The sequence below is a fragment of the Pseudomonas sp. TE50-2 genome (assembly GCF_040813665.1).
In the GTDB taxonomy this organism is placed as follows: domain Bacteria; phylum Pseudomonadota; class Gammaproteobacteria; order Pseudomonadales; family Pseudomonadaceae; genus Aquipseudomonas; species Aquipseudomonas soli.
Window position 1 is genome coordinate 5261722 of the sequence record NZ_JBFNXN010000001.1, and the last position, 16438, is coordinate 5278159.

General features: G+C 65.9%; 22 protein-coding genes. 11 read left to right on the plus strand and 11 right to left on the minus strand.

Annotated features, from left to right (window positions below; genetic code table 11):
* Positions 1–116 precede the first annotated feature (116 nt).
* Both AAHK21_RS24085 and AAHK21_RS24090 read left to right on the plus strand, forming a co-directional pair.
* Positions 117–953: a bifunctional allantoicase/(S)-ureidoglycine aminohydrolase gene (locus AAHK21_RS24085; RefSeq protein ID WP_046855442.1), complete on the plus strand. Its 837-nt coding sequence runs from the start codon at positions 117–119 to the stop codon at positions 951–953.
* 80 nt (positions 954–1033) lie between these two features.
* Complete coding sequence (locus AAHK21_RS24090) at positions 1034–1639, plus strand: START domain-containing protein (RefSeq protein ID WP_313650804.1); 606 nt, start codon at positions 1034–1036, stop codon at positions 1637–1639.
* 3 nt (positions 1640–1642) lie between these two features.
* Here the strand turns inward: AAHK21_RS24090 and AAHK21_RS24095 are convergent, their stop codons facing one another.
* From AAHK21_RS24095 to AAHK21_RS24110, 4 genes are all read right to left on the minus strand, one after another.
* Entirely contained in the window at positions 1643–3151 is a 1509-nt protein-coding gene (locus tag AAHK21_RS24095) for an MDR family MFS transporter (protein WP_046855440.1), read from the minus strand.
* Positions 3141–4277, minus strand: coding sequence for an HlyD family efflux transporter periplasmic adaptor subunit (locus tag AAHK21_RS24100; RefSeq protein ID WP_367858572.1), 1137 nt, complete (start codon positions 4275–4277; stop codon positions 3141–3143). Before AAHK21_RS24100 ends, AAHK21_RS24095 begins: the two co-directional genes overlap by 11 nt.
* A gap of 122 nt (positions 4278–4399) precedes the next feature.
* Positions 4400–5272 (minus strand): alpha/beta fold hydrolase, encoded by an 873-nt coding sequence (locus tag AAHK21_RS24105; protein WP_367858573.1) that lies wholly within the window; start codon positions 5270–5272, stop codon positions 4400–4402.
* 18 nt (positions 5273–5290) lie between these two features.
* On the minus strand, positions 5291–5911 hold the full coding sequence (locus AAHK21_RS24110; RefSeq protein ID WP_046855437.1) for a LysE family translocator: 621 nt from the start codon (positions 5909–5911) through the stop codon (positions 5291–5293).
* Between the two features lie 243 nt (positions 5912–6154).
* Between AAHK21_RS24110 and AAHK21_RS24115 the strand changes: the two genes are divergently transcribed.
* Positions 6155–6634 (plus strand): N-acetyltransferase family protein, encoded by a 480-nt coding sequence (locus tag AAHK21_RS24115; protein ID WP_367858574.1) that lies wholly within the window; start codon positions 6155–6157, stop codon positions 6632–6634.
* Here the strand turns inward: AAHK21_RS24115 and AAHK21_RS24120 are convergent.
* Positions 6616–7056, minus strand: a complete 441-nt coding sequence (locus AAHK21_RS24120; protein WP_367858575.1) for a type II secretion system protein N — start codon at positions 7054–7056, stop codon at positions 6616–6618. The two genes, AAHK21_RS24115 and AAHK21_RS24120, sit on opposite strands and share 19 nt — an antisense overlap.
* A 116-nt stretch (positions 7057–7172) precedes the next feature.
* On the opposite strand from AAHK21_RS24120, the gene AAHK21_RS24125 reads away from it, so the two are divergent.
* A complete protein-coding gene (locus AAHK21_RS24125) occupies positions 7173–7607 on the plus strand; it encodes a GspH/FimT family pseudopilin (RefSeq protein WP_367858576.1) in 435 nt (144 codons plus the stop codon).
* Complete coding sequence (locus AAHK21_RS24130; RefSeq protein WP_046855434.1) at positions 7604–8197, plus strand: type II secretion system protein GspJ; 594 nt, start codon at positions 7604–7606, stop codon at positions 8195–8197. The genes AAHK21_RS24125 and AAHK21_RS24130 overlap by 4 nt, the downstream gene beginning before the upstream one ends.
* On the opposite strand, the gene AAHK21_RS24135 is transcribed toward AAHK21_RS24130, so the two are convergent.
* Genes AAHK21_RS24135 through AAHK21_RS24145 form a run of 3 tightly spaced genes read right to left on the minus strand, consistent with a single transcriptional unit; the run spans position 8190 to position 10311 of the window.
* Positions 8190–9098, minus strand: coding sequence for a DUF4880 domain-containing protein (locus AAHK21_RS24135; RefSeq protein WP_367858577.1), 909 nt, complete (start codon positions 9096–9098; stop codon positions 8190–8192). The genes AAHK21_RS24130 and AAHK21_RS24135 overlap by 8 nt on opposite strands.
* Before the next feature lie 29 nt (positions 9099–9127).
* On the minus strand, positions 9128–9670 hold the full coding sequence (locus tag AAHK21_RS24140) for an RNA polymerase sigma factor (protein WP_102683893.1): 543 nt from the start codon (positions 9668–9670) through the stop codon (positions 9128–9130).
* Complete coding sequence (locus tag AAHK21_RS24145) at positions 9667–10311, minus strand: secretin and TonB N-terminal domain-containing protein (protein WP_367858578.1); 645 nt, start codon at positions 10309–10311, stop codon at positions 9667–9669. The genes AAHK21_RS24140 and AAHK21_RS24145 overlap by 4 nt, the downstream gene beginning before the upstream one ends.
* Positions 10312–10471: 160 nt before the next feature.
* Here AAHK21_RS24145 and AAHK21_RS24150 point away from each other — a divergent pair, with 160 nt between their 5' ends.
* Positions 10472–10777: a hypothetical protein gene (locus AAHK21_RS24150; protein ID WP_367858579.1), complete on the plus strand. Its 306-nt coding sequence runs from the start codon at positions 10472–10474 to the stop codon at positions 10775–10777.
* A 36-nt stretch (positions 10778–10813) separates the two neighbouring features.
* On the opposite strand, the gene cobF is transcribed toward AAHK21_RS24150, so the two are convergent.
* The gene (cobF, locus tag AAHK21_RS24155; protein WP_367858580.1) at positions 10814–11563 is read right to left on the minus strand and encodes a precorrin-6A synthase (deacetylating); all 750 of its coding nucleotides are present in this window, start codon (positions 11561–11563) and stop codon (positions 10814–10816) included.
* A gap of 64 nt (positions 11564–11627) precedes the next feature.
* Entirely contained in the window at positions 11628–12917 is a 1290-nt protein-coding gene (locus tag AAHK21_RS24160) for an OprD family porin (protein ID WP_046855430.1), read from the minus strand.
* 346 nt (positions 12918–13263) lie between these two features.
* Here AAHK21_RS24160 and AAHK21_RS24165 point away from each other — a divergent pair, with 346 nt between their 5' ends.
* The 3 genes from AAHK21_RS24165 (at position 13264) to AAHK21_RS24175 (ending at position 14696) form a co-directional block, all read left to right on the plus strand.
* Positions 13264–13620 (plus strand): histone-like nucleoid-structuring protein, MvaT/MvaU family, encoded by a 357-nt coding sequence (locus tag AAHK21_RS24165; RefSeq protein WP_046855429.1) that lies wholly within the window; start codon positions 13264–13266, stop codon positions 13618–13620.
* 206 nt (positions 13621–13826) lie between these two features.
* Complete coding sequence (gloA, locus tag AAHK21_RS24170) at positions 13827–14354, plus strand: lactoylglutathione lyase (protein ID WP_367858581.1); 528 nt, start codon at positions 13827–13829, stop codon at positions 14352–14354.
* Positions 14355–14450: 96 nt separating this feature from the next.
* A complete protein-coding gene (locus tag AAHK21_RS24175; protein ID WP_023630255.1) occupies positions 14451–14696 on the plus strand; it encodes a hypothetical protein in 246 nt (81 codons plus the stop codon).
* 108 nt (positions 14697–14804) lie between these two features.
* Here the strand turns inward: AAHK21_RS24175 and AAHK21_RS24180 are convergent, their stop codons facing one another.
* Positions 14805–15626, minus strand: a complete 822-nt coding sequence (locus tag AAHK21_RS24180; RefSeq protein ID WP_367858582.1) for a shikimate 5-dehydrogenase — start codon at positions 15624–15626, stop codon at positions 14805–14807.
* Positions 15627–15787: 161 nt separating this feature from the next.
* Between AAHK21_RS24180 and AAHK21_RS24185 the strand changes: the two genes are divergently transcribed.
* Both AAHK21_RS24185 and AAHK21_RS24190 read left to right on the plus strand, forming a co-directional pair.
* Complete coding sequence (locus AAHK21_RS24185) at positions 15788–16129, plus strand: hypothetical protein (protein WP_038706052.1); 342 nt, start codon at positions 15788–15790, stop codon at positions 16127–16129.
* 101 nt (positions 16130–16230) lie between these two features.
* Positions 16231–16413 carry a hypothetical protein gene (locus tag AAHK21_RS24190; protein ID WP_023632068.1) on the plus strand — a complete coding sequence of 61 codons (183 nt, stop codon included), beginning with the start codon at positions 16231–16233 and terminating at the stop codon, positions 16411–16413.
* Positions 16414–16438: the final 25 nt, after the last annotated feature.

Genomic DNA, 16438 nt, shown 5'->3' on the forward strand with positions numbered 1-16438 from the left:
CAACATTTAATTTGTGGATGACAGCGCCCGCCCCCTATGCTGTCCCGGCATCCCCTGCACGCACCGGCCGGTGTGGTCCAAGGCATGGGGAGAGAACAACAAAGTCGAGACCGTTCATGTCGAAATCTTCCTACTTCGCCCCCCACGGTGGGCACCCGGCTCAGACCGAGCTGCTGACTGACCGTGCCATGTTCACCGAAGCCTATGCCGTAATCCCCAAGGGCGTGATGCGTGACATCGTCACCAGCCACCTGCCGTTCTGGGACAAGATGCGCATGTGGGTCATCGCCCGCCCGCTGACCGGTTTCGCCGAGACCTTCTCGCAGTACATCGTCGAAGTCGCTCCCGAGGGCGGCAGCGAGCGTCCTGAACTGGACCCGAACGCCGAAGCGGTGCTGTTCGTGGTCGAAGGCGAGATCGACGTCACCGTCGAAGGCAAGCACCACACCCTCGTGCCGGGCGGCTATGCCTTCCTCGCCCCCGGCGCCGACTGGAGCCTGCGCAACAACAGCAAGGCCAACGTCACCTTCCACTGGCTGCGCAAGCACTACCAGAAGGTCGAGGGCCTGCCGGTTCCCGAGTCGTTCGTCACCCATCGCGATAACGCCACCGTCATCGAGATGCCGGGCACCGATGGCGCCTGGAAGACCACCCGTTTCGTCGACATGGCCGACATGCGCCACGACATGCACGTGAACATCGTGACCTTCCAGCCCGGCGGCGTGATCCCGTTCGCCGAGACCCACGTCATGGAACACGGCCTGTACGTCCTGGAAGGCAAGGCGGTGTACCGCCTGAACCAGGACTGGGTCGAGGTCGAGGCCGGTGACTTCATGTGGCTGCGCGCCTTCTGCCCACAAGCTTGCTACTCCGGCGGCCCGGGCCCGTTCAGCTACCTGCTGTACAAGGACGTCAACCGTCACGTGCACCTGACGCTCAACCCGCAGCGTTGATGACCTTGCAGGAGCGGCAACCCGCCGCTCCTGCAGTCTTGAGCCATACTGAGCGGACAGCCCCTTCCCGGCCTCCCGCCATGACTTTCCATCGCCTTCTACTTGCCCTGTTGCTCCTGCTGCCGGGCGCGTTGCCGTGGGCAGACGACTGGCAACTCGCGCACCAGGAAGACGGCATCGATGTTTACCTGGCCAGCGTCGACGGTTCGGCGTACCAGCAATTTCGCGGCGTCACCCGGATCAAGGCCAGCGTCCGTACCCTGAGCGACCTGCAGGAAAACCTGCGCGTGGCCTGCAAATGGCTGTACGCCTGCGCCGACATGCGCCTGCTGGAAGTGGACGGCGATACCACCTGGGTCTACCTGACCACCGCCCTGCCCTGGCCGGCCAAGCCCAGGGACATGGTGCTCAAGGTGCGTACCGAGCGCCTGGACGACGACTCCCTGGTGCGCCACCTGAGCGCCGAGCCCGGGCGGGTGCCTACCGAGCCAGGGCTGATCCGCGTGCGCCGGCTCAGCGGCGAATGGATCATGCGCCCTTTGGGCGAGCGCGAGACCGAGGTTACCTACCAGCTGCGTGCCGACCCGGCCGGTGATGTGCCGGGTTGGCTGGCCAACCGCTTCGTGGTGGATGCACCGATGGTCACCCTGCGCACCTTGCGCGCCGTGGCCGAACGTCAACCGTGAAACTCAGCGGCTACGCAGCAGCAGCGACGCCGCGGCGCAGGCCAGCAGCGCCACGCACGACAGGTAGAACGCATCCGAATAGGCCATCAGGTACGCCTGCTCACGCACGCTCTGGTCGATCAACGCCAGTGTCTGCATGACCTGCGGCGACTGCGGGTCGACCATGCCACCCGGCAGGCGCTGTTGCAGCGCGCCGTCGAACAGCGTCAGCCCTTCGCCGACCCGCACCGAATGAAAACGCTCGCGCTGCGACACCAGTTGCGTCAGCAACGCCGTGCCCAGCGCGCCGCCGAGGTTGCGCAGCATCGAGATCAGCGCCGAGGCCGAGCCGGCCTGGGCCTTGTCCAGGCCCTTCACCGCCAGCACCGACAGCGCCACCATGATCAACGGCTGGCCGATGCCACGCACCACGGTCGAGGGGATGATCACGTTGCTGCCCGAGTCCACTGTCAGCGTCGATCCCAGCCAACAGCCCAGGGCCATGATGGCGAAGCCGCTGGCCACCAGCAGCTTGGCGTTGAGCCAGCGCATCAGCCGGGGCAGCAGCGGCGCCAGCAGTAGCTGGACCATGCCGTAGGCGATCAGGCTCTTGCCGATCTCGCTGGCGCTGTAGCCCTGCACCAGCGACAGGTAGTTGGGCACCAGGAACACCAGGCCGAAGGTGGCCGCGCCGAACACCGCCATGGCCAGGCTGGACACGCCGAAGTTGTAGCTGCCCAGCAGCCGCAGGTTGATGAACGGCCGCTCCCCCCACAACTGGCGCTGGATGAACAGGGCCAAGGCGATCACTGCAACGATGCTGAAAGCGACGATGAAGCGCGATTCGAACCAATCCTTGCGCCCCCCTTCCTCCAGCACCACCTGTAATGCCCCCAGCCCCAGCGCCATGGCCGCAATGCCCAGCCAATCGGCCCGGCGCAGGGCGCCGCGGTCACCGGCCTGGCCCTTGATCGACCAGGCCACCGCCGCCAGTAGCGCCACCCCCGGCGGCAACTGCAGCAGGAAGATCCAGCGCCAGGAATACATGTCGGTGAGCCAGCCACCGATCGACGGGCCGGCGGCCTGGGCCACGCTGTTGGACAGGCTGAACAGCGCCATCCCCAGCGCCAGGCGGCTGGCCGGCAGCTCGGTGATGATCAGTTGCATCGACAACGGGATCAGCACCGCGCCCGAAGCGCCCTGGATCACCCGCAAGGCGATCATCGCTTCCAGGCTGCCGGCCATGGCGCAGCTCACCGAGCTGACCAGGAACACCGCCGAGCCCACCAGCATCACCCGGCGCAGCGAGAACACCTGCACCAGCCAGGCGGTCAGCGGAATCATGCTGATCTCGGCCACCAGGTAGGCGGTGGAAATCCAGGACCCTTCCTCGAAGCTGGCCCCCAGCGCGCCCTCGATCTCGGGCAAGGCAGCGCTGGTGACATGCACGTTCATGCCAGCCATGAAGCAGCCGAACAAGCCGCCGATCACCGCCACCCAGGCCCGCAGGGAGACTTTGTCCTCAGCGCTCATGGCGGGCCTGCCGGGTGTCGACGGTAGCGATCACCGACATGCCGGGCAGCAACCGTGGGCTGTCATCGCCCTCTGGGTCGAGGTGGATACGCACGGGGAAGCGCTGGACGATCTTGGTGAAGTTGCCGGTGGCGTTGTCCGGCGGCAGCAAGGCGAACACGGCGCCGGAGCCTGGCGAGACGCTGTCCACGGTGCCGCGCCAGTGTTGGCCGAAGGTGTCCACTTCCAGTGTCACCGCCTGGCCGGGATGCATATGCGCCAGCTGGGTTTCCTTGAAGTTGGCGACCACGTACGCCTGCTCCACCGGCACCACTGCCAGCAGCGGCAGGCCGGGGGTGACGTACTGCTGCTGGCGTACCTTGCGCTGGCCGACCACACCATCGAAGGGCGCGCGGATTTCGGTGTCGGCCAGGGCGCTGCGGGCCAGATCGGCCTCGGCAGCAGCCTGGTCGAGGTCGGCCTGGCGCTGCAGCAACTCGGCTTCCAGCTGCTTGCCCTGCTGCTCCAGCATCGCCTTGCGTGCGTGCTGGCGGGCCAGTTCGGCATCGGCGGCGCGCTGCAGCGCCTGAGACTGGATGCGGGTGGCGCGGGCCTGCTCCATCCGCTGCACACTGACCGCCTGCCATTGCGCCAGGTGCTGGTAACGCTGCCAGTCGGCCTCGGCCCGCTGCGCCTCGCCTCGGCTACCGCCGCGTTCGGCATCGGCGCGGGCAATGGCGTGGGTCTGCTCGTCTTGCTCGGCGACGAAGGCGTGCAGGCGCATACGCTGCACCTGCAACGCCGCCTCGCTGACCGCCAGGTGCGCCTCGGCCTTGCGCAGGCGGTCGCGGAAATCGCGCGCGTCCAGGCGCACCAGCAGGTCGCCGGCCTTGACCGTGGCGTTGTCAGCCACTGCAACCTCGGCCACGTAGCCACTGACCCGGGCACTGATCGGCGCCCAGTCGGCACGCACGTAGGCGTCGTCGGTCTGTTCCAGGAAACGCCCGTCGAGCCACCAGTAGGCGCCATAGGCCGCCACCAGCAAACCCAGGCCCCCGGCCAGGCCGAAGCGCAGCAGGCGCTGGCGGCGCCGGGCGCGGATTTGCTCAAGGGTTTGCTGGGGATCTGGGCTGACCGCCTGGTTCATGCTGGGCTCCATCCGGTGGGGGGGAGCGCCAGATTACGGAATCTGAGATTGTCGTTCGCTCGCGAACAGGCCTTCAATCGTCGCAAAATGGACAGCAGATCAGTCTTGCGAGCGGACCACTTTCAATGCTGCAGGAAAGCCACCACCTGCTCTGTGGCCGTTATCGGATCTTCCTGCATGAAGCAGTGCCCACCCGCTACCTGCTGCGCGCTCACCTGGCCATTGAGCGCCACCAGGCGCTGCACCGAGTGCGGCACGAACGGATAGGTCTGCTCGCCGTACAAGATCCGCGTCGGCGTCTGGATACGGCTCAGTTGCTGCCACATGCGTTCAGGGAACGAGCTGAAGATTTCCACCTCGCGGCTGGGCCGGCACTTGAGCACCACCCCCTCCCCGCAATCGCCGATGGCATGCTCCACATAGGCCTGCAAGGCCGCATCGGTCCAGCCCTTGAAGATACCGCGCCCCTGCAGCGAGGCCTGGGCCGCCTCACGGTCTGGCCAATGACTGCGGCGGGTGGCCGCCTTGCGCGCCAGGGCATGGCGGCGGTGCAGGCCGACCATGGCGGCGGCGCCCATCACCCCGATCATGCGCCGGCTGAACAGGACCGGATCGAGCAACACCGCACGCTGGAACAGCTGCGGCTCGGCAGCCAGGATCAAGCCGGTGAGCACGCCGCCGAAACTGTGGCCCAAGGCAAAGCGCGGCACGTCGCCGTATTCGCCACGCCCGGCCTCGAAGGCCTCCACCGCCAGTGCTGCGGTGCGGTTCCAGCCAAGGAACACGCCACCATGGTCGCTGTCGCCGTGGCCCTGGACATCGCTCAGCCACAGGTCGAACTGTTCACCCAGGCGCATCAGCATGGGCTGGTAGGCCAGGCTGCAGAAGCCGTTGCCATGCAGAAAATGCAACAGCGGCCTACCGCTGGCGGGGGTTCGCCATCCGCGCAGGGTGAAGCCTTCGGCGCATTCATGGGACCAGGGAATCAACTCCATCGACTGCACTCATCGGCTCTAGGAAAACGCCGATTCTACAAACAGCAGCGGATACAGTGAAATCACCAGCAGCACGGCCATCAGGACATTGAACAGCACCACCGCGCGCGGATTGCGCAACAGGTTGCGCAAGGCACTGCCGAACATCACCCAGATGCCGACGCTGGGCAGGTTCACCAGGGCGAACACTGCTGCGATGACGATCACGTTGAACACGTAGCCCTGGGCCGGGGTGTAGGTGGTGATCGCCCCGATCGCCATCACCCAGGCCTTCGGGTTGACCCACTGGAACGCCGCGGCCCCCCAGAACCCGAGCGGCTTGCGGCTGCCATTGGTGTCGCCGGACATCGGCCCGGAGGTGGCGATCTTCCAGGCCAGGTACAACAGGTAGGCCGCGCCCGCGTAGCGCAGGATGCTGTACAACGGTGGCCAGGCCTTGAACACCTCACCGAGCCCCAGGCCAACCGCCAGCACCATAACCATGAAGCCGACGCTGATCCCCAGCGCGTGGGGAATCGTGCGGCGCACGCCGAAGTTGACCCCCGAGGCCAGCAGCATGGTGTTGTTCGGACCGGGGGTGATGGAAGAGACAAAGGCGAACAGGACGAACGCGCTGAGCAGATCGAGCGAGGCAAGCATGGCGGCAGTTTCCGGCTTTTCTGATTATCGAAATGCCACGGTAGCGGAGGCTTGTAGGAAATGACCGGTACAGTTACGCGAAATTGAATGAATACACATTTCTGTTTCACTCAATTGCGTGCCTCCACGCCATCGTCGCAGCAAAGCGCGGCAAATCTTCCGCCAGACACCTGGCGGCCTCCCCTCGTCCTACCTGACACTACTGAAGCCTTCGCACCCTATCCCGCACAAGGAAGCCCCATCATGCCCGTGACCATCCGCCCCGCAGCCCTGGCCGACGCCGCCCAGATCCTGGCCTTCATCACCGAGCTGGCCGACTACGAACGCGCTCGCCACGAAGTGGTGGCAACCCTCGCCGACATCGAGCACAGCCTGTTCGACGCAGGCAGCACGGTGCGTAGCCTGATTTGCGAGCGCGACGGCCAGGCCATCGGGTTCGCCGTGTATTTCTACAGCTACTCCACCTGGCTGGGGCGCAACGGTATCTACCTCGAGGATCTCTACGTCACCCCGCAGCAGCGCGGTGACGGCGCGGGGCGCAAGCTGCTGCGGCATATTGCCCGCGAAGCTGTCGAAAACGGCTGTGGGCGAATGGAGTGGAGCGTGCTGGACTGGAACGAGCCGGCCATCGGTTTCTACCAGTCGTTGGGCGCCGAGCCGCAGGACGAGTGGATCCGCTATCGTCTCGACGGCGAGCGCCTGCGTCAGTTCGCCGAAGGCTGAGGCGCCTCGCCCCAGAACGACGCCTGGGCCAGTACCGGCACCTCGACGCGGCTGCGCTGGCCGCCGCGCTCGATCACCAGGCCGCGCCCCTCGATGGCCACCAGGCGCACTCCGCGGGCCAGTTCCTCGCCACTGCGCACGGCGCGTGCCGGGCCGCCGTCGAGGCTGACGATGGCCACGGCGCCTTGGCTGCCGGCCATCACCCCGCTGACCTGGATCTGCACCTGCAGGGGAATATCGGCAAACCATCGCCCGGCCGCTGTTTCGGCCACTACCGGGGCGTCGGCAGCCCGGGCCGTGGCCTGCCCCGCTGCTGGCGGCCACAACAGCTGGACCCAGGTCGCCAGCCCGGCCGTGGCGACCAGCAGCCCCAGCGCCTGCAACAACAGCCCGAGTGACAAGTTTGGACGAACGATACGCATGGTCACGCGCTCCTTGTGTGCCTGCGCCCAAGCATACCGGTTGATTCTCACGGTTTTGTTTCACACGCCGATCATCTTGCTCGGGCAAGCTGCCTTGCCAGGACAAGGAGCACCCCGTGAAAGGACAACGTGGTTTCACCCTGATAGAACTGATGGTGGTGCTGGTGATCGTCGGCATCGCCAGCGCCGCCATCAGCCTGAACATCCGCCCCGATCCGGGCAAGCAGTTGCGCGCAGACGGCGAACGCCTGGCGCGCTTGCTGGAGTTGGCGCAAAGCGAAGCCCAGGCCGACGGTCAGCCGCTGCGCTGGCAGAGCGACCGCGACGGCTACCGCTTCGTGCGCGCCGATGGCCAGGTGCTGGCCGAGGGACCGCTCAAGCCGCGTCGCTGGCAGGCCGAGACGGTGAAGGTGCAGGCCGAGCCCCGTGGCGCGGTGTGGCTCAATGGCGAATGGATCGGCGCGCCCCTGACCCTGCGCCTGCACAGCGGCACGCTGCGCCTGGAACTGGCGCGCAACGCCGCCGGGCAGGTACGGGTGAGCCAGCCATGACCCGCCAACGCGGTTTTACCTTGATCGAAGTGATGATCGCCATCCTGCTGATGGCGGTGGTCAGCCTGATCGCCTGGCGTGGCCTGGACAGCGTCAGCCGCGCCGACCAGCACCTGCGCCAGGCCAGCGATGAGCATCAGGCGGTGATGCGTGTGCTGCAGCAGCTGGAGCGCGACCTGGCCTTGCGTGCCACGGTGGAACTGGTCGAGCCGGTGTTGCCCGGCCACGAGCCGCCGGGCAAGCCCTTGCTACCCGCCATGCGTGCCCGCGCCGAGCGCCTGGAGCTGGTGCGCGCCGGTGCCGTGTCTGGCAGCGGCCTGCAGCGGGTGCGTTGGTATGTGCGCGGCAGCACCTTGTACCGCGCAGCCGCGCCACTGCGCGAAGGCTTCCCATTGCCCGCGCCGAAAGCCGCAGTGGCGGTGCTGGACAACGTCAGCGCATTCAGCCTGCGCACCTGGCAGGCCAAGGGCGGCTGGCGCTCCCCGGCCAGCGAGGCCGACGACAACCCCGTCGGGCTCGAGGTGCGCCTGAACCGGCGCGGTCCCCAGGGCGAGGAACACTACCGCCAGGTGCTGGGGCCATTCAACTGACCAGCACCACTCCGCCGGGCAGTTCCAGGCAGCGCGCGCCATAGGCGACGCGGATCAGTTCGGCGGCCTGGCGCAACTGATCGAAACTGAACCGCGCCTGCACCCGGCGGCGCCCCAGTGACGGATTGAGCAGTACCAGGCGCCCGGGGCGGTAACGGTTGATCTCGTCGATTACCTGGGCCAATGGCGCATCACGGAACACCAGCATGCGCTCGCGCCAGGCCGTCACCTGGCCAATGTCGAAGGCCTCGGGCACGCCGACGCCTTGCGCGCCATAACGTAACTGGCGGCCGGCCGGCAGCGCCTCGAGCCGGCCCTGGGCAAAGATGCGCAGCTCGCCACTCAGGCAGGTGACGCAGACGCCATCGTCGTCCTCGCGCACATTGAATCGGGCGTGGTCAGTACTGATCACCCCCTCCTGCGCCCGCACCTGCATGGGCTGGCGGGCCTGCACTTCGATCTCGCCCGCCAGCAGGGCGATACCCTGTGCCTCGCGGCTGACGCGCGTGCGCACGTTCAGTTCCAGCTTGATCCCTGGCGCCAGCTCCACCCGTTGCTGCTCATCCACCTGGGTGGCGAACGTCGCAGGCGGCGCCATGGCCTCGTCCAGCCAGCCGCCACGCCAGGCAACCACCGCCAGCGACGCGGCCAGCGCCCCGCCCAGCAGCGCCCGACGCCCGAGCAGCGGCGCCGATGGCGCCTGGCTGGCCTGCTGCGCCGCAGGCCCGAGCAAACACCAGAGCTGACGCGCCTGGGCGAACGCCTCGGCGTGCGCGGGGCTGCGCGCGCACCACTGGTGCAGGGCCCGGGCATCGGCCTGGGTGGCCTGGCCGGAGGTCAGCCGCAACAGCCAGCCCTGGGCCTGGCGCTGCAAGTCGGGATCGGGCGGAATCTGGGGCATGGTGCTCACATGAAGAGGTCGACTATCGTTCAAGACGGTTTTCCCGCGCCAGGACCGAAGCGCTGAAACACTTTTCTGTCCAGACGCATCGCGCAATGCCCCAGTGCCGCCTTGAGTTCCTTTTCCACGGTGCGTGTGGAAATGCCGAAACGCTGGGAAATTTCCTGGTGCGAGGCCTCCTCCAGCCGCGCGGCGATGAAGATCCGCCGGCGCCGGGCCGGCAGCTCGTAGAGCGCGCCCAGCAGGCTCTGGATCTCGCGCTGGCCGCCGACGATGCGAGCCGGGTCCTGGTCTTCGGCCACCTGTAGCAGCGTTTCGATCTCGGCGCCAGTGAGCAGCCGGGCATCGGCCTCGCGGCGGTCGGCGGCAACGTTCAAGGCCATGCGGTACAGGTAGGCACCGGGTTTGTGCAGGTCGTGCGCGGCGTCCATTCGATCCACCCGCAGGTAGGTTTCCTGCAGCACGTCGTTGGCCAGGTCATCCGAGCCAAGCCGGCGCCTCAGGCGGACCCTGAAGGTGTCGTAGGAGGTCAGAAACAGCTTGACCAGCGCACTGTCCCGAGGTTTGTTCATGCCGCCGCAGCTCCTTGCGAAAGAGGGCAATCCATAGGTTCCGGGCGCAGCAACAGGGTCAGCGGCTGTGCCAGTGAAGTCGGCGGCGCCTGCTCCAGGCGTACCGACCGCAAGCGCTCGACCAGCGCGGCATCACGGGTGAAGTCGCCGGTGGAGGCCAGCAGCCGGCTCTGCACCAACTGCCCGCTGGCATCGATCCAGACCTGCACGGCCGCCCGGTAGCTGCCCGGGCGGGTCGACGGCCAAGCGCACAGGGCGCGCTCCACCGCGTGTTGCAATGCCACCGCATAACTGCCCGACGCCGGGCCTTCACTTCGTCGACGCCCGGGCGATGTGCGCAGGCGCAACGGTTGCAGGGTGAATCCACCGCTGCCGTGACGCGCCTGCAGGCCGGTTCCTTGCAACAAGCGCTGCAAACCCTCGCGCGCCGTGTAGCGGCCGCGCAGCGGGCTGGAGCGCTGGCCGGCGAGCAACGCCTGGTCGACCAGCACCGCCAGGCCACTCTGCCGGCCGAAGCTGTCCAGCGCCCGATCCAGCGCCTGCGCCGGTATGTCGAAGGTCAGTAACGGCTGGCCACGCGCCCCTGGCGCCGCCGCCAACCAGGACAGTATCAGCGCGCCGACCACAAGCAATGCACGCACGGGAGATCAGGCCTCCTTGCTGGCCGCCGTCGCCGGGGAAACGTCATCCTGGGGCCTGTGTATGACGCTGTGGTGACAGGCCGCGGCAATCAAAGCTTCACCCCGTCCCATGCCGGCAGCGGATAGACTGGCGCAAGGAATGACTGCACGGAGAAGCATCATGGCCCGACTGTCGCTGATCACTTTGCCACTGCTGCTGGCCTGCGCCCTGCCGGCGCTGGCCGAACCGCCCAAGGGCTGCATCGACGTGCAGGTCGGGCAGTCGCGGGCGCTGGCCTACGACTGTCTGACCCGACAGCTGCAAGGGGCCGATCCGCGCGCCGCCAAGGGCCTGCGCGATCAGCTCGATCCGGTCAGGCAGATGCAGCGCAGGGCACCAAACCAGATGGGTTTGGCGACACCGGCAGCGACCTCGACGCGCATGGGCAACAGCTTTGGCAGTTCGGTGGTGCCACAGCGGCCTTGAAGTGCCTGACAGGCGTTTCAAATCACCTGCCCAGGGTTACTCTTCACGACGCAGCAGATAGGTATCCATGATCCACCCCTTGCGCCGCCGCGCCTCATCGCGCAACTGAAGGATGCGCGCCTTCACCGCCTGCAACGGCCCGCTCACCAGCAGCTCGTCCGGCGTGCCCAGGTAGGCGCCCCAGTAGATCACCAGTTGCGGATCATCCAGGGCGGCGAACGCGCACTGGCCGTCGAGCATCACCAGCACATTGTCGATCCGCGACTGTTCGCCCAGGCGTCGGCCCGGCAGCACGGTCAGCGGCTCGCCGATACGGTTGAGCGGGATCTGGTGACGGGCGGCCAGCACCTGGATGCTGCTGATACCGGGAATCACCTGCAAGGCCAGCGCCAGGCCGCGTTCGCGGACCAGGTCGAGAATTCGCAGGGTGCTGTCGTACAGCGCCGGCTCGCCCCAGAGCAGGAACGCGCCGACATCATCGCTGCCCAGCTCATCCTCGATCAGCCGGGCGTACAATGCGGCGCGCTGGGCGTGCCAGTCCTGCACGGCGCCGACATAATCCGGCGCCTGGCCGTCCCGGCGCGGGTCCTCGACCTGCACCAGGCGGTAACCGCCCTCGGGCAGGTAACGCTCGAGGATGGCCCGGCGCAGGCGCACCAGTTCGTCCTTGTCGCTGCCCTTGTCGAGGACGAAGAACACCGTGGCGCGCCGCAGCGCCTCCACCGCCTCGTAGGTGACCTGGCGAGGATCGCCCGGTCCGATGCCGATCAGTAGAAGCTGTTTCATCGCCTGCCCTGCCTGGTTGCCGGTGGTCATTGTCGACCGACCACCGGCCGTTTGGCAAAGCGGGTCAGAAGATCGAGAAGTTGTAGCTGACAATGACCCGGGTTTCGTCCATGTCACGCGCCCACTTCTCGTAGTTGCTGCGGTAGGTGGAGTTGCGCAGGCGCACGCTGACATCCTTGAAGGTGCCGCTCTGCACCTGGTACTTCAGCTCGCTGTCGCGTTCCCATTCCTTGCCTTCGGCGTTGCTGCCAGGAACCTTCACATTGTCGCCATTGATGTAGCGGGTGAAGAAGGTCAGGCCGGGCACGCCCAGCGCCTTGAAATCATAGTCGTAGCGCACCTGCCAGGAGCGCTCCTGGGCGGCGGCGAAGTCGTTGACCTGGGCATAGTTGACCAGGTAGGGGTTGGTGCCGTCGAGGTACGGCATGGCGCTGTCGCCGTACATGCGCTGCCAGCCGGCGCTGAGCTTGTGCCCACCCAGGCTGTAGCCAAGCATGCCGCTGAAGGCGCGGTGGTCGATGCGCCCGGCACGGGCATTGCCGATGTCGTCGCTCTTGATCACCCGCAGGTCTGCCGACAGCGTGCCGACTTCCAGTGGCTGGCTGGCGACCAGCCCGAGGAAGTGCTGGCGGTAGATGTTTTCCAGCTTGGACACCTGGTACTGCGCGCTGACGCGGTCGTTGAAGCGGTAGTCGACGCCAGCCAGGTCGAAATGATCGGCCTCGATATCGCAGGCATAGCGCTTGTTCTTGCAATGCACGCGGATGTCCTGGCGGTCGGTGGAGTCCCGCGCGGTGTACTGGTTCAGGCGCGCCAGGGTGAACTTGAGGTCGCGCACTTCCTCGGAGGTCAACCAGGCGCCATGGAACATGGTCGGCAGCAGGCGCCCGTCGTTGTACTTGAGCAGCGGCACGTCCGGCATCATCGAGCCGTACTTGAATACCGTCCTGGACACCTTCACCTTGCCGGCGACGCCCATCTTGGCGTACTGGTCGGCGGAGTGACGAGGGTCATGCCCGGACGACGGCAACAGGCCGCTATTGCTGTCGGCGGGGCTGGAGTCGAGCTTGAAACCAACCATCCCCAGCGCATCCACGCCGAACCCGACCGGTCCCTGGGTATAACCGGACTGAACATTGAGAATAAAGCCCTGCGCCCACTCTTCGCGCTTCGACGCGCCTTGCTTGGAACTGGTGTGGCCGTCACGGAAGTCCCGGTTGAAATAGACATTGCGTGCTTCGACCTTGGCACTGCTGTCTTCAAGAAAACCGGCAGCCTGGGCGTTGACACCGGCACACAGGAAGAACAAGCCGGCAACTCGGCGCCCGGGGGCGAGGGGGAAAGGGGCAAACATGCGAAGGAACATCCAGAAGAAAGACGAAAAACCATCCGGGCAGTCATCTGCACCGGCACTACGCGATGAACGAATACACTTCGACCATCATCCATAATTTTCCGCCAAGGGCTCTAGCCTAAGCCATGGGACCATGGTCTAAGGTGCTTGGCTGGGTCTTTTCGAATAACGCGTAAAAAATCGGCAAAGTTCCCGGCTAATTGATAGAAAGTTTGCTGTTTACCCACTCGCAAGCGACTACTACACTCTCGCTTAGCGAACAGCTTTACCCATCCACGTGGCCGGCGTTCAGTCTGGTTTCATGTTCGTCACGTCCCGCCACGGCAGACTTACAGGAGTGAAGACAGTGTCCAGACTTGCAGAGTTTCGTGCTGCCGAAAAAGCGCTCAAGGAACAGATGGCACAACTGGAAGCGCTGAAAAAGGATGCCGGCCTTAAACGCGAAATCGAATTCGAGCAGAAACTAGTCGGCCTGATGAAAAGCTATGACAAGAGCCTGCGCGATATCATCGCCATTCTCGACCCGAAAGCCGTGACCCGCGCCCCGGCCGCGGTCAAGCAGCAACGCCGCCCGCGGGTGGTGAAGGTTTACGCGAACCCGCATACCGGCGAGCGGATCGAGACCAAGGGCGGCAACCACCGCGGGCTGAAAGCCTGGAAGGAACAGTACGGGGCGCAGACGGTGGAAAGTTGGGTGCGCTGATGAAACCTCGACACCCGCTTCACACTTTTTTCACACCCGCAGGCTCAGTATCGAACCAGCTAAAGGACTAGCGACCCCATCACGCGCCCGCACATGCGGGCCTCTAATTCCGGCGCCCCGCACTCGTGCGGGGCGCTTTCATTTGCGCTGCTGGTTGACTTCCGTATCATGGCAAACCTATTCAAGGCCCTGATTCCGGAGTACCCATGAGCCTGCACGATCTGCAAACCCTCCCCGGCGTTACCGCCCAACCAGACACCGCCACCGCCCAATTCGTCTTCAACCACACCATGCTGCGGGTCAAGGACATCGAGAAGTCCCTGGACTTCTACACCCGCGTCCTGGGCTTCCGCCTGGTGGACAAGCGCGACTTCCCGGAAGCGGCTTTCAGCCTGTATTTCCTGGCCCTGGTCGACCCGGCGCAGATTCCTGCCGATGATGCCGAGCGCCATCAGTGGATGAAATCGATCCCCGGCGTACTCGAGCTGACCCACAACCACGGCACCGAGAACGACCCCGAGTTCGCCTACCACAATGGCAACACCGACCCACGCGGTTTCGGCCACATCTGCATTTCGGTACCGGACGTACGTGTTGCCTGCGCCCGCTTCGAGGCGCTGGACGTCCCGTTCCAGAAGCGCCTGCAGGATGGCCGCATGAACCACCTGGCCTTCGTCAAGGACCCGGACGGCTACTGGGTCGAAGTCATCCAGCCGACCGACCTCAAGGGCTGATAGCCACCGGTCGCGCTCGTCGGGCCGGGAACTCCCGGCCCCTCGCTGTGGTATATGGAAGTAACTCCTGTTCCAAGCCACAGCGAGGTAAGGACGATGCAAACCCTTCACTGTGAATACCGCGACCACACCATCACCGCCAGCGTGATGCCCCACCCCGACTCTCCCCTGCCCTATGCTGCAGGCTGCGTGATCACCGACCCTGCCGGCCACAGCAGCAGGCGACTATCGATGCCGATGAAGTTCTTCGCCGACCTGGAGAATGCCCAGCACGTGTCCCTGGCCCATGGCCGGGCGCTGGTTGACCAGCAGCTGGATGACAAGGATCAGCGGGTGTTCTGATAACCCCACGCCAGCAGCCAGCGCTCACAGAGATTGCGCTTCGACGCGATCAGTGTGGGAGCCGGCTTGCCGGCGATGCGGCGCGCAGCGGCGCCCTACTACAGACAATCAACCTTCACGGGCATAAGCCACGGCCGCCGCCACCTGCTCGGCTGTCGGTCGAACCCCGGTGTACAACACGAACTGCTCCAGCGCCTGAAGCGCGATGACATCGAGGCCGGTGATCACCGGCTTGCCCAGCGCCTCGGCAGCGCGGATCAGCGGTGTGCGTGCCGGCAGGGCAACCACATCGAATACCCGCTCGGCCGCCGCGATTGCGGTTTCGCTGAAGGCCAGCTGGTCGGCATCCGGACCCCCGGCCATGCCGATCGGCGTGACGTTGATCAGCATCGGCGGGCAACGGTCCTGCAGTTCAGGCAGCCAGCGATAGCCGCAGACATCCGCCAATTGCCGCCCGGCCTGCTCGTTGCGGGCGACGATGATGCCGTCGTCAAAGCCTGCGTCGCGCAGCGCGCTGGCCACCGCCTTGGCCATGCCACCGCTGCCGCGCAGGGCGAAGCCGGTCGCCGGATCGACCCGCCGCTCGGCCAGCAGTTGCCGTACCGCCAGGTAGTCGGTGTTGTAGGCCTTCAGATGGCCTGCGGTATTGACCAGGGTGTTCACCGAGTCGATGGCCGCCGCCGAGGGGTCGACCTCGTCCACCAGGGCCAGGCAGGCTTCCTTGTAGGGCATCGATACGCCACAACCGCGAATACCCAAGGCGCGGATGCCGGCCACGGCGGCCGGCAGATCCTGGGTGGTCATGGCCTTGTAGTAATAGTCCAGGCCCAACTGCTGATACAGATGGTTGTGAAAGCGCACGCCGAACGTACCGGGGCGCCCGGCCAGGGAAATGCACAACACGGTGTCCCTGCTCGGTGAATGGCTCATCGCGGTTCCTCTGTCATGGCTGAATCGATTGCGCCAGCGTACCAGACCCCGCCGCCGGTCGCCCCTTACACAACCTTTACCCTTTGCCAGTGCGCAGTTGACCGAGGCTGCGGTCATAGTAGACAGACCCCGAACGTGGGGTTGTCTTGCGAGGTGTCACCATGAAGCGTTTCATCCCCGGAATCGCCCTGTTGGTCGGCGCGCTGGCCATCAGCGGCCAAGCCTCGGCCCATGGTGGCGGCTGGTACGGCCCGGGGCCGGTGATCGGCGCGGCCGTGGTGGGCGCGGTGGTCGGGGCGGCCGTATCGGGCGGCCACGACCGCACTGTCTACGTCGAACGCCAGCCGGCCTACTATCCACCGCCACCGGTCTATGTACAGGCGCCGCCACCGCCGGTGTATTACCAGCCCTACGTGGTCGAGCGCTATGTGCCCGCCCCGCCCCCGGTCTACCGCCGCTATTACGGCCCGCCGCCGGTGTACTACGGCCCGCCGCGCTGGTAAGCGGCATAGTTGATAAAAGCAATGACCACTATCGAGGACATTGATTTCAAACCCCGAAGGCGCCTGGGTAAGGTAGGGCCATGTTCGAGAGGAGATCCACCATGGCCCCGATCCAGATCATGTCCGTTGTCGGCAGCGCAGTCCCCAGCAGCCTGCGCCAACAAGGTCTTTTGGCCTGCTGGTACCTGCTGCGCGACGGTGAAGCCATCAGTGGCCCGTTGACCAGCCGCCGCTGCGCCGAGACCCTGGCCGGCCGCTTGCTCGACCAGACCTTGGTCGCCTGACCCCGAATTTGTTGTGTGTTGCTCC

Excerpts from the sequence above, each read along its gene's own strand:
- AAHK21_RS24090 (WP_313650804.1), top strand. The coding sequence starts at position 1,034 with ATGACTTTCCATCGCCTTCTACTTGCCCTGTTGCTCCTGCTGCCGGGC.
- AAHK21_RS24120 (WP_367858575.1), bottom strand. The coding sequence starts at position 7,056 with ATGCGTATCGTTCGTCCAAACTTGTCACTCGGGCTGTTGTTGCAGGCG.
- AAHK21_RS24105 (WP_367858573.1), bottom strand. The coding sequence starts at position 5,272 with ATGGAGTTGATTCCCTGGTCCCATGAATGCGCCGAAGGCTTCACCCTG.
- AAHK21_RS24160 (WP_046855430.1), bottom strand. The coding sequence starts at position 12,917 with ATGTTTGCCCCTTTCCCCCTCGCCCCCGGGCGCCGAGTTGCCGGCTTG.
- AAHK21_RS24175 (WP_023630255.1), top strand. The coding sequence starts at position 14,451 with ATGCAAACCCTTCACTGTGAATACCGCGACCACACCATCACCGCCAGC.
- AAHK21_RS24115 (WP_367858574.1), top strand. The coding sequence starts at position 6,155 with ATGCCCGTGACCATCCGCCCCGCAGCCCTGGCCGACGCCGCCCAGATC.
- AAHK21_RS24135 (WP_367858577.1), bottom strand. The coding sequence starts at position 9,098 with ATGCCCCAGATTCCGCCCGATCCCGACTTGCAGCGCCAGGCCCAGGGC.
- cobF (WP_367858580.1), bottom strand. The coding sequence starts at position 11,563 with ATGAAACAGCTTCTACTGATCGGCATCGGACCGGGCGATCCTCGCCAG.
- AAHK21_RS24185 (WP_038706052.1), top strand. The coding sequence starts at position 15,788 with ATGAAGCGTTTCATCCCCGGAATCGCCCTGTTGGTCGGCGCGCTGGCC.
- AAHK21_RS24130 (WP_046855434.1), top strand. The coding sequence starts at position 7,604 with ATGACCCGCCAACGCGGTTTTACCTTGATCGAAGTGATGATCGCCATC.
- AAHK21_RS24150 (WP_367858579.1), top strand. The coding sequence starts at position 10,472 with ATGGCCCGACTGTCGCTGATCACTTTGCCACTGCTGCTGGCCTGCGCC.
- AAHK21_RS24095 (WP_046855440.1), bottom strand. The coding sequence starts at position 3,151 with ATGAGCGCTGAGGACAAAGTCTCCCTGCGGGCCTGGGTGGCGGTGATC.
- AAHK21_RS24190 (WP_023632068.1), top strand. The coding sequence starts at position 16,231 with ATGGCCCCGATCCAGATCATGTCCGTTGTCGGCAGCGCAGTCCCCAGC.
- gloA (WP_367858581.1), top strand. The coding sequence starts at position 13,827 with ATGAGCCTGCACGATCTGCAAACCCTCCCCGGCGTTACCGCCCAACCA.
- AAHK21_RS24180 (WP_367858582.1), bottom strand. The coding sequence starts at position 15,626 with ATGAGCCATTCACCGAGCAGGGACACCGTGTTGTGCATTTCCCTGGCC.
- AAHK21_RS24140 (WP_102683893.1), bottom strand. The coding sequence starts at position 9,670 with ATGAACAAACCTCGGGACAGTGCGCTGGTCAAGCTGTTTCTGACCTCC.
- AAHK21_RS24100 (WP_367858572.1), bottom strand. The coding sequence starts at position 4,277 with ATGAACCAGGCGGTCAGCCCAGATCCCCAGCAAACCCTTGAGCAAATC.
- AAHK21_RS24110 (WP_046855437.1), bottom strand. The coding sequence starts at position 5,911 with ATGCTTGCCTCGCTCGATCTGCTCAGCGCGTTCGTCCTGTTCGCCTTT.
- AAHK21_RS24085 (WP_046855442.1), top strand. The coding sequence starts at position 117 with ATGTCGAAATCTTCCTACTTCGCCCCCCACGGTGGGCACCCGGCTCAG.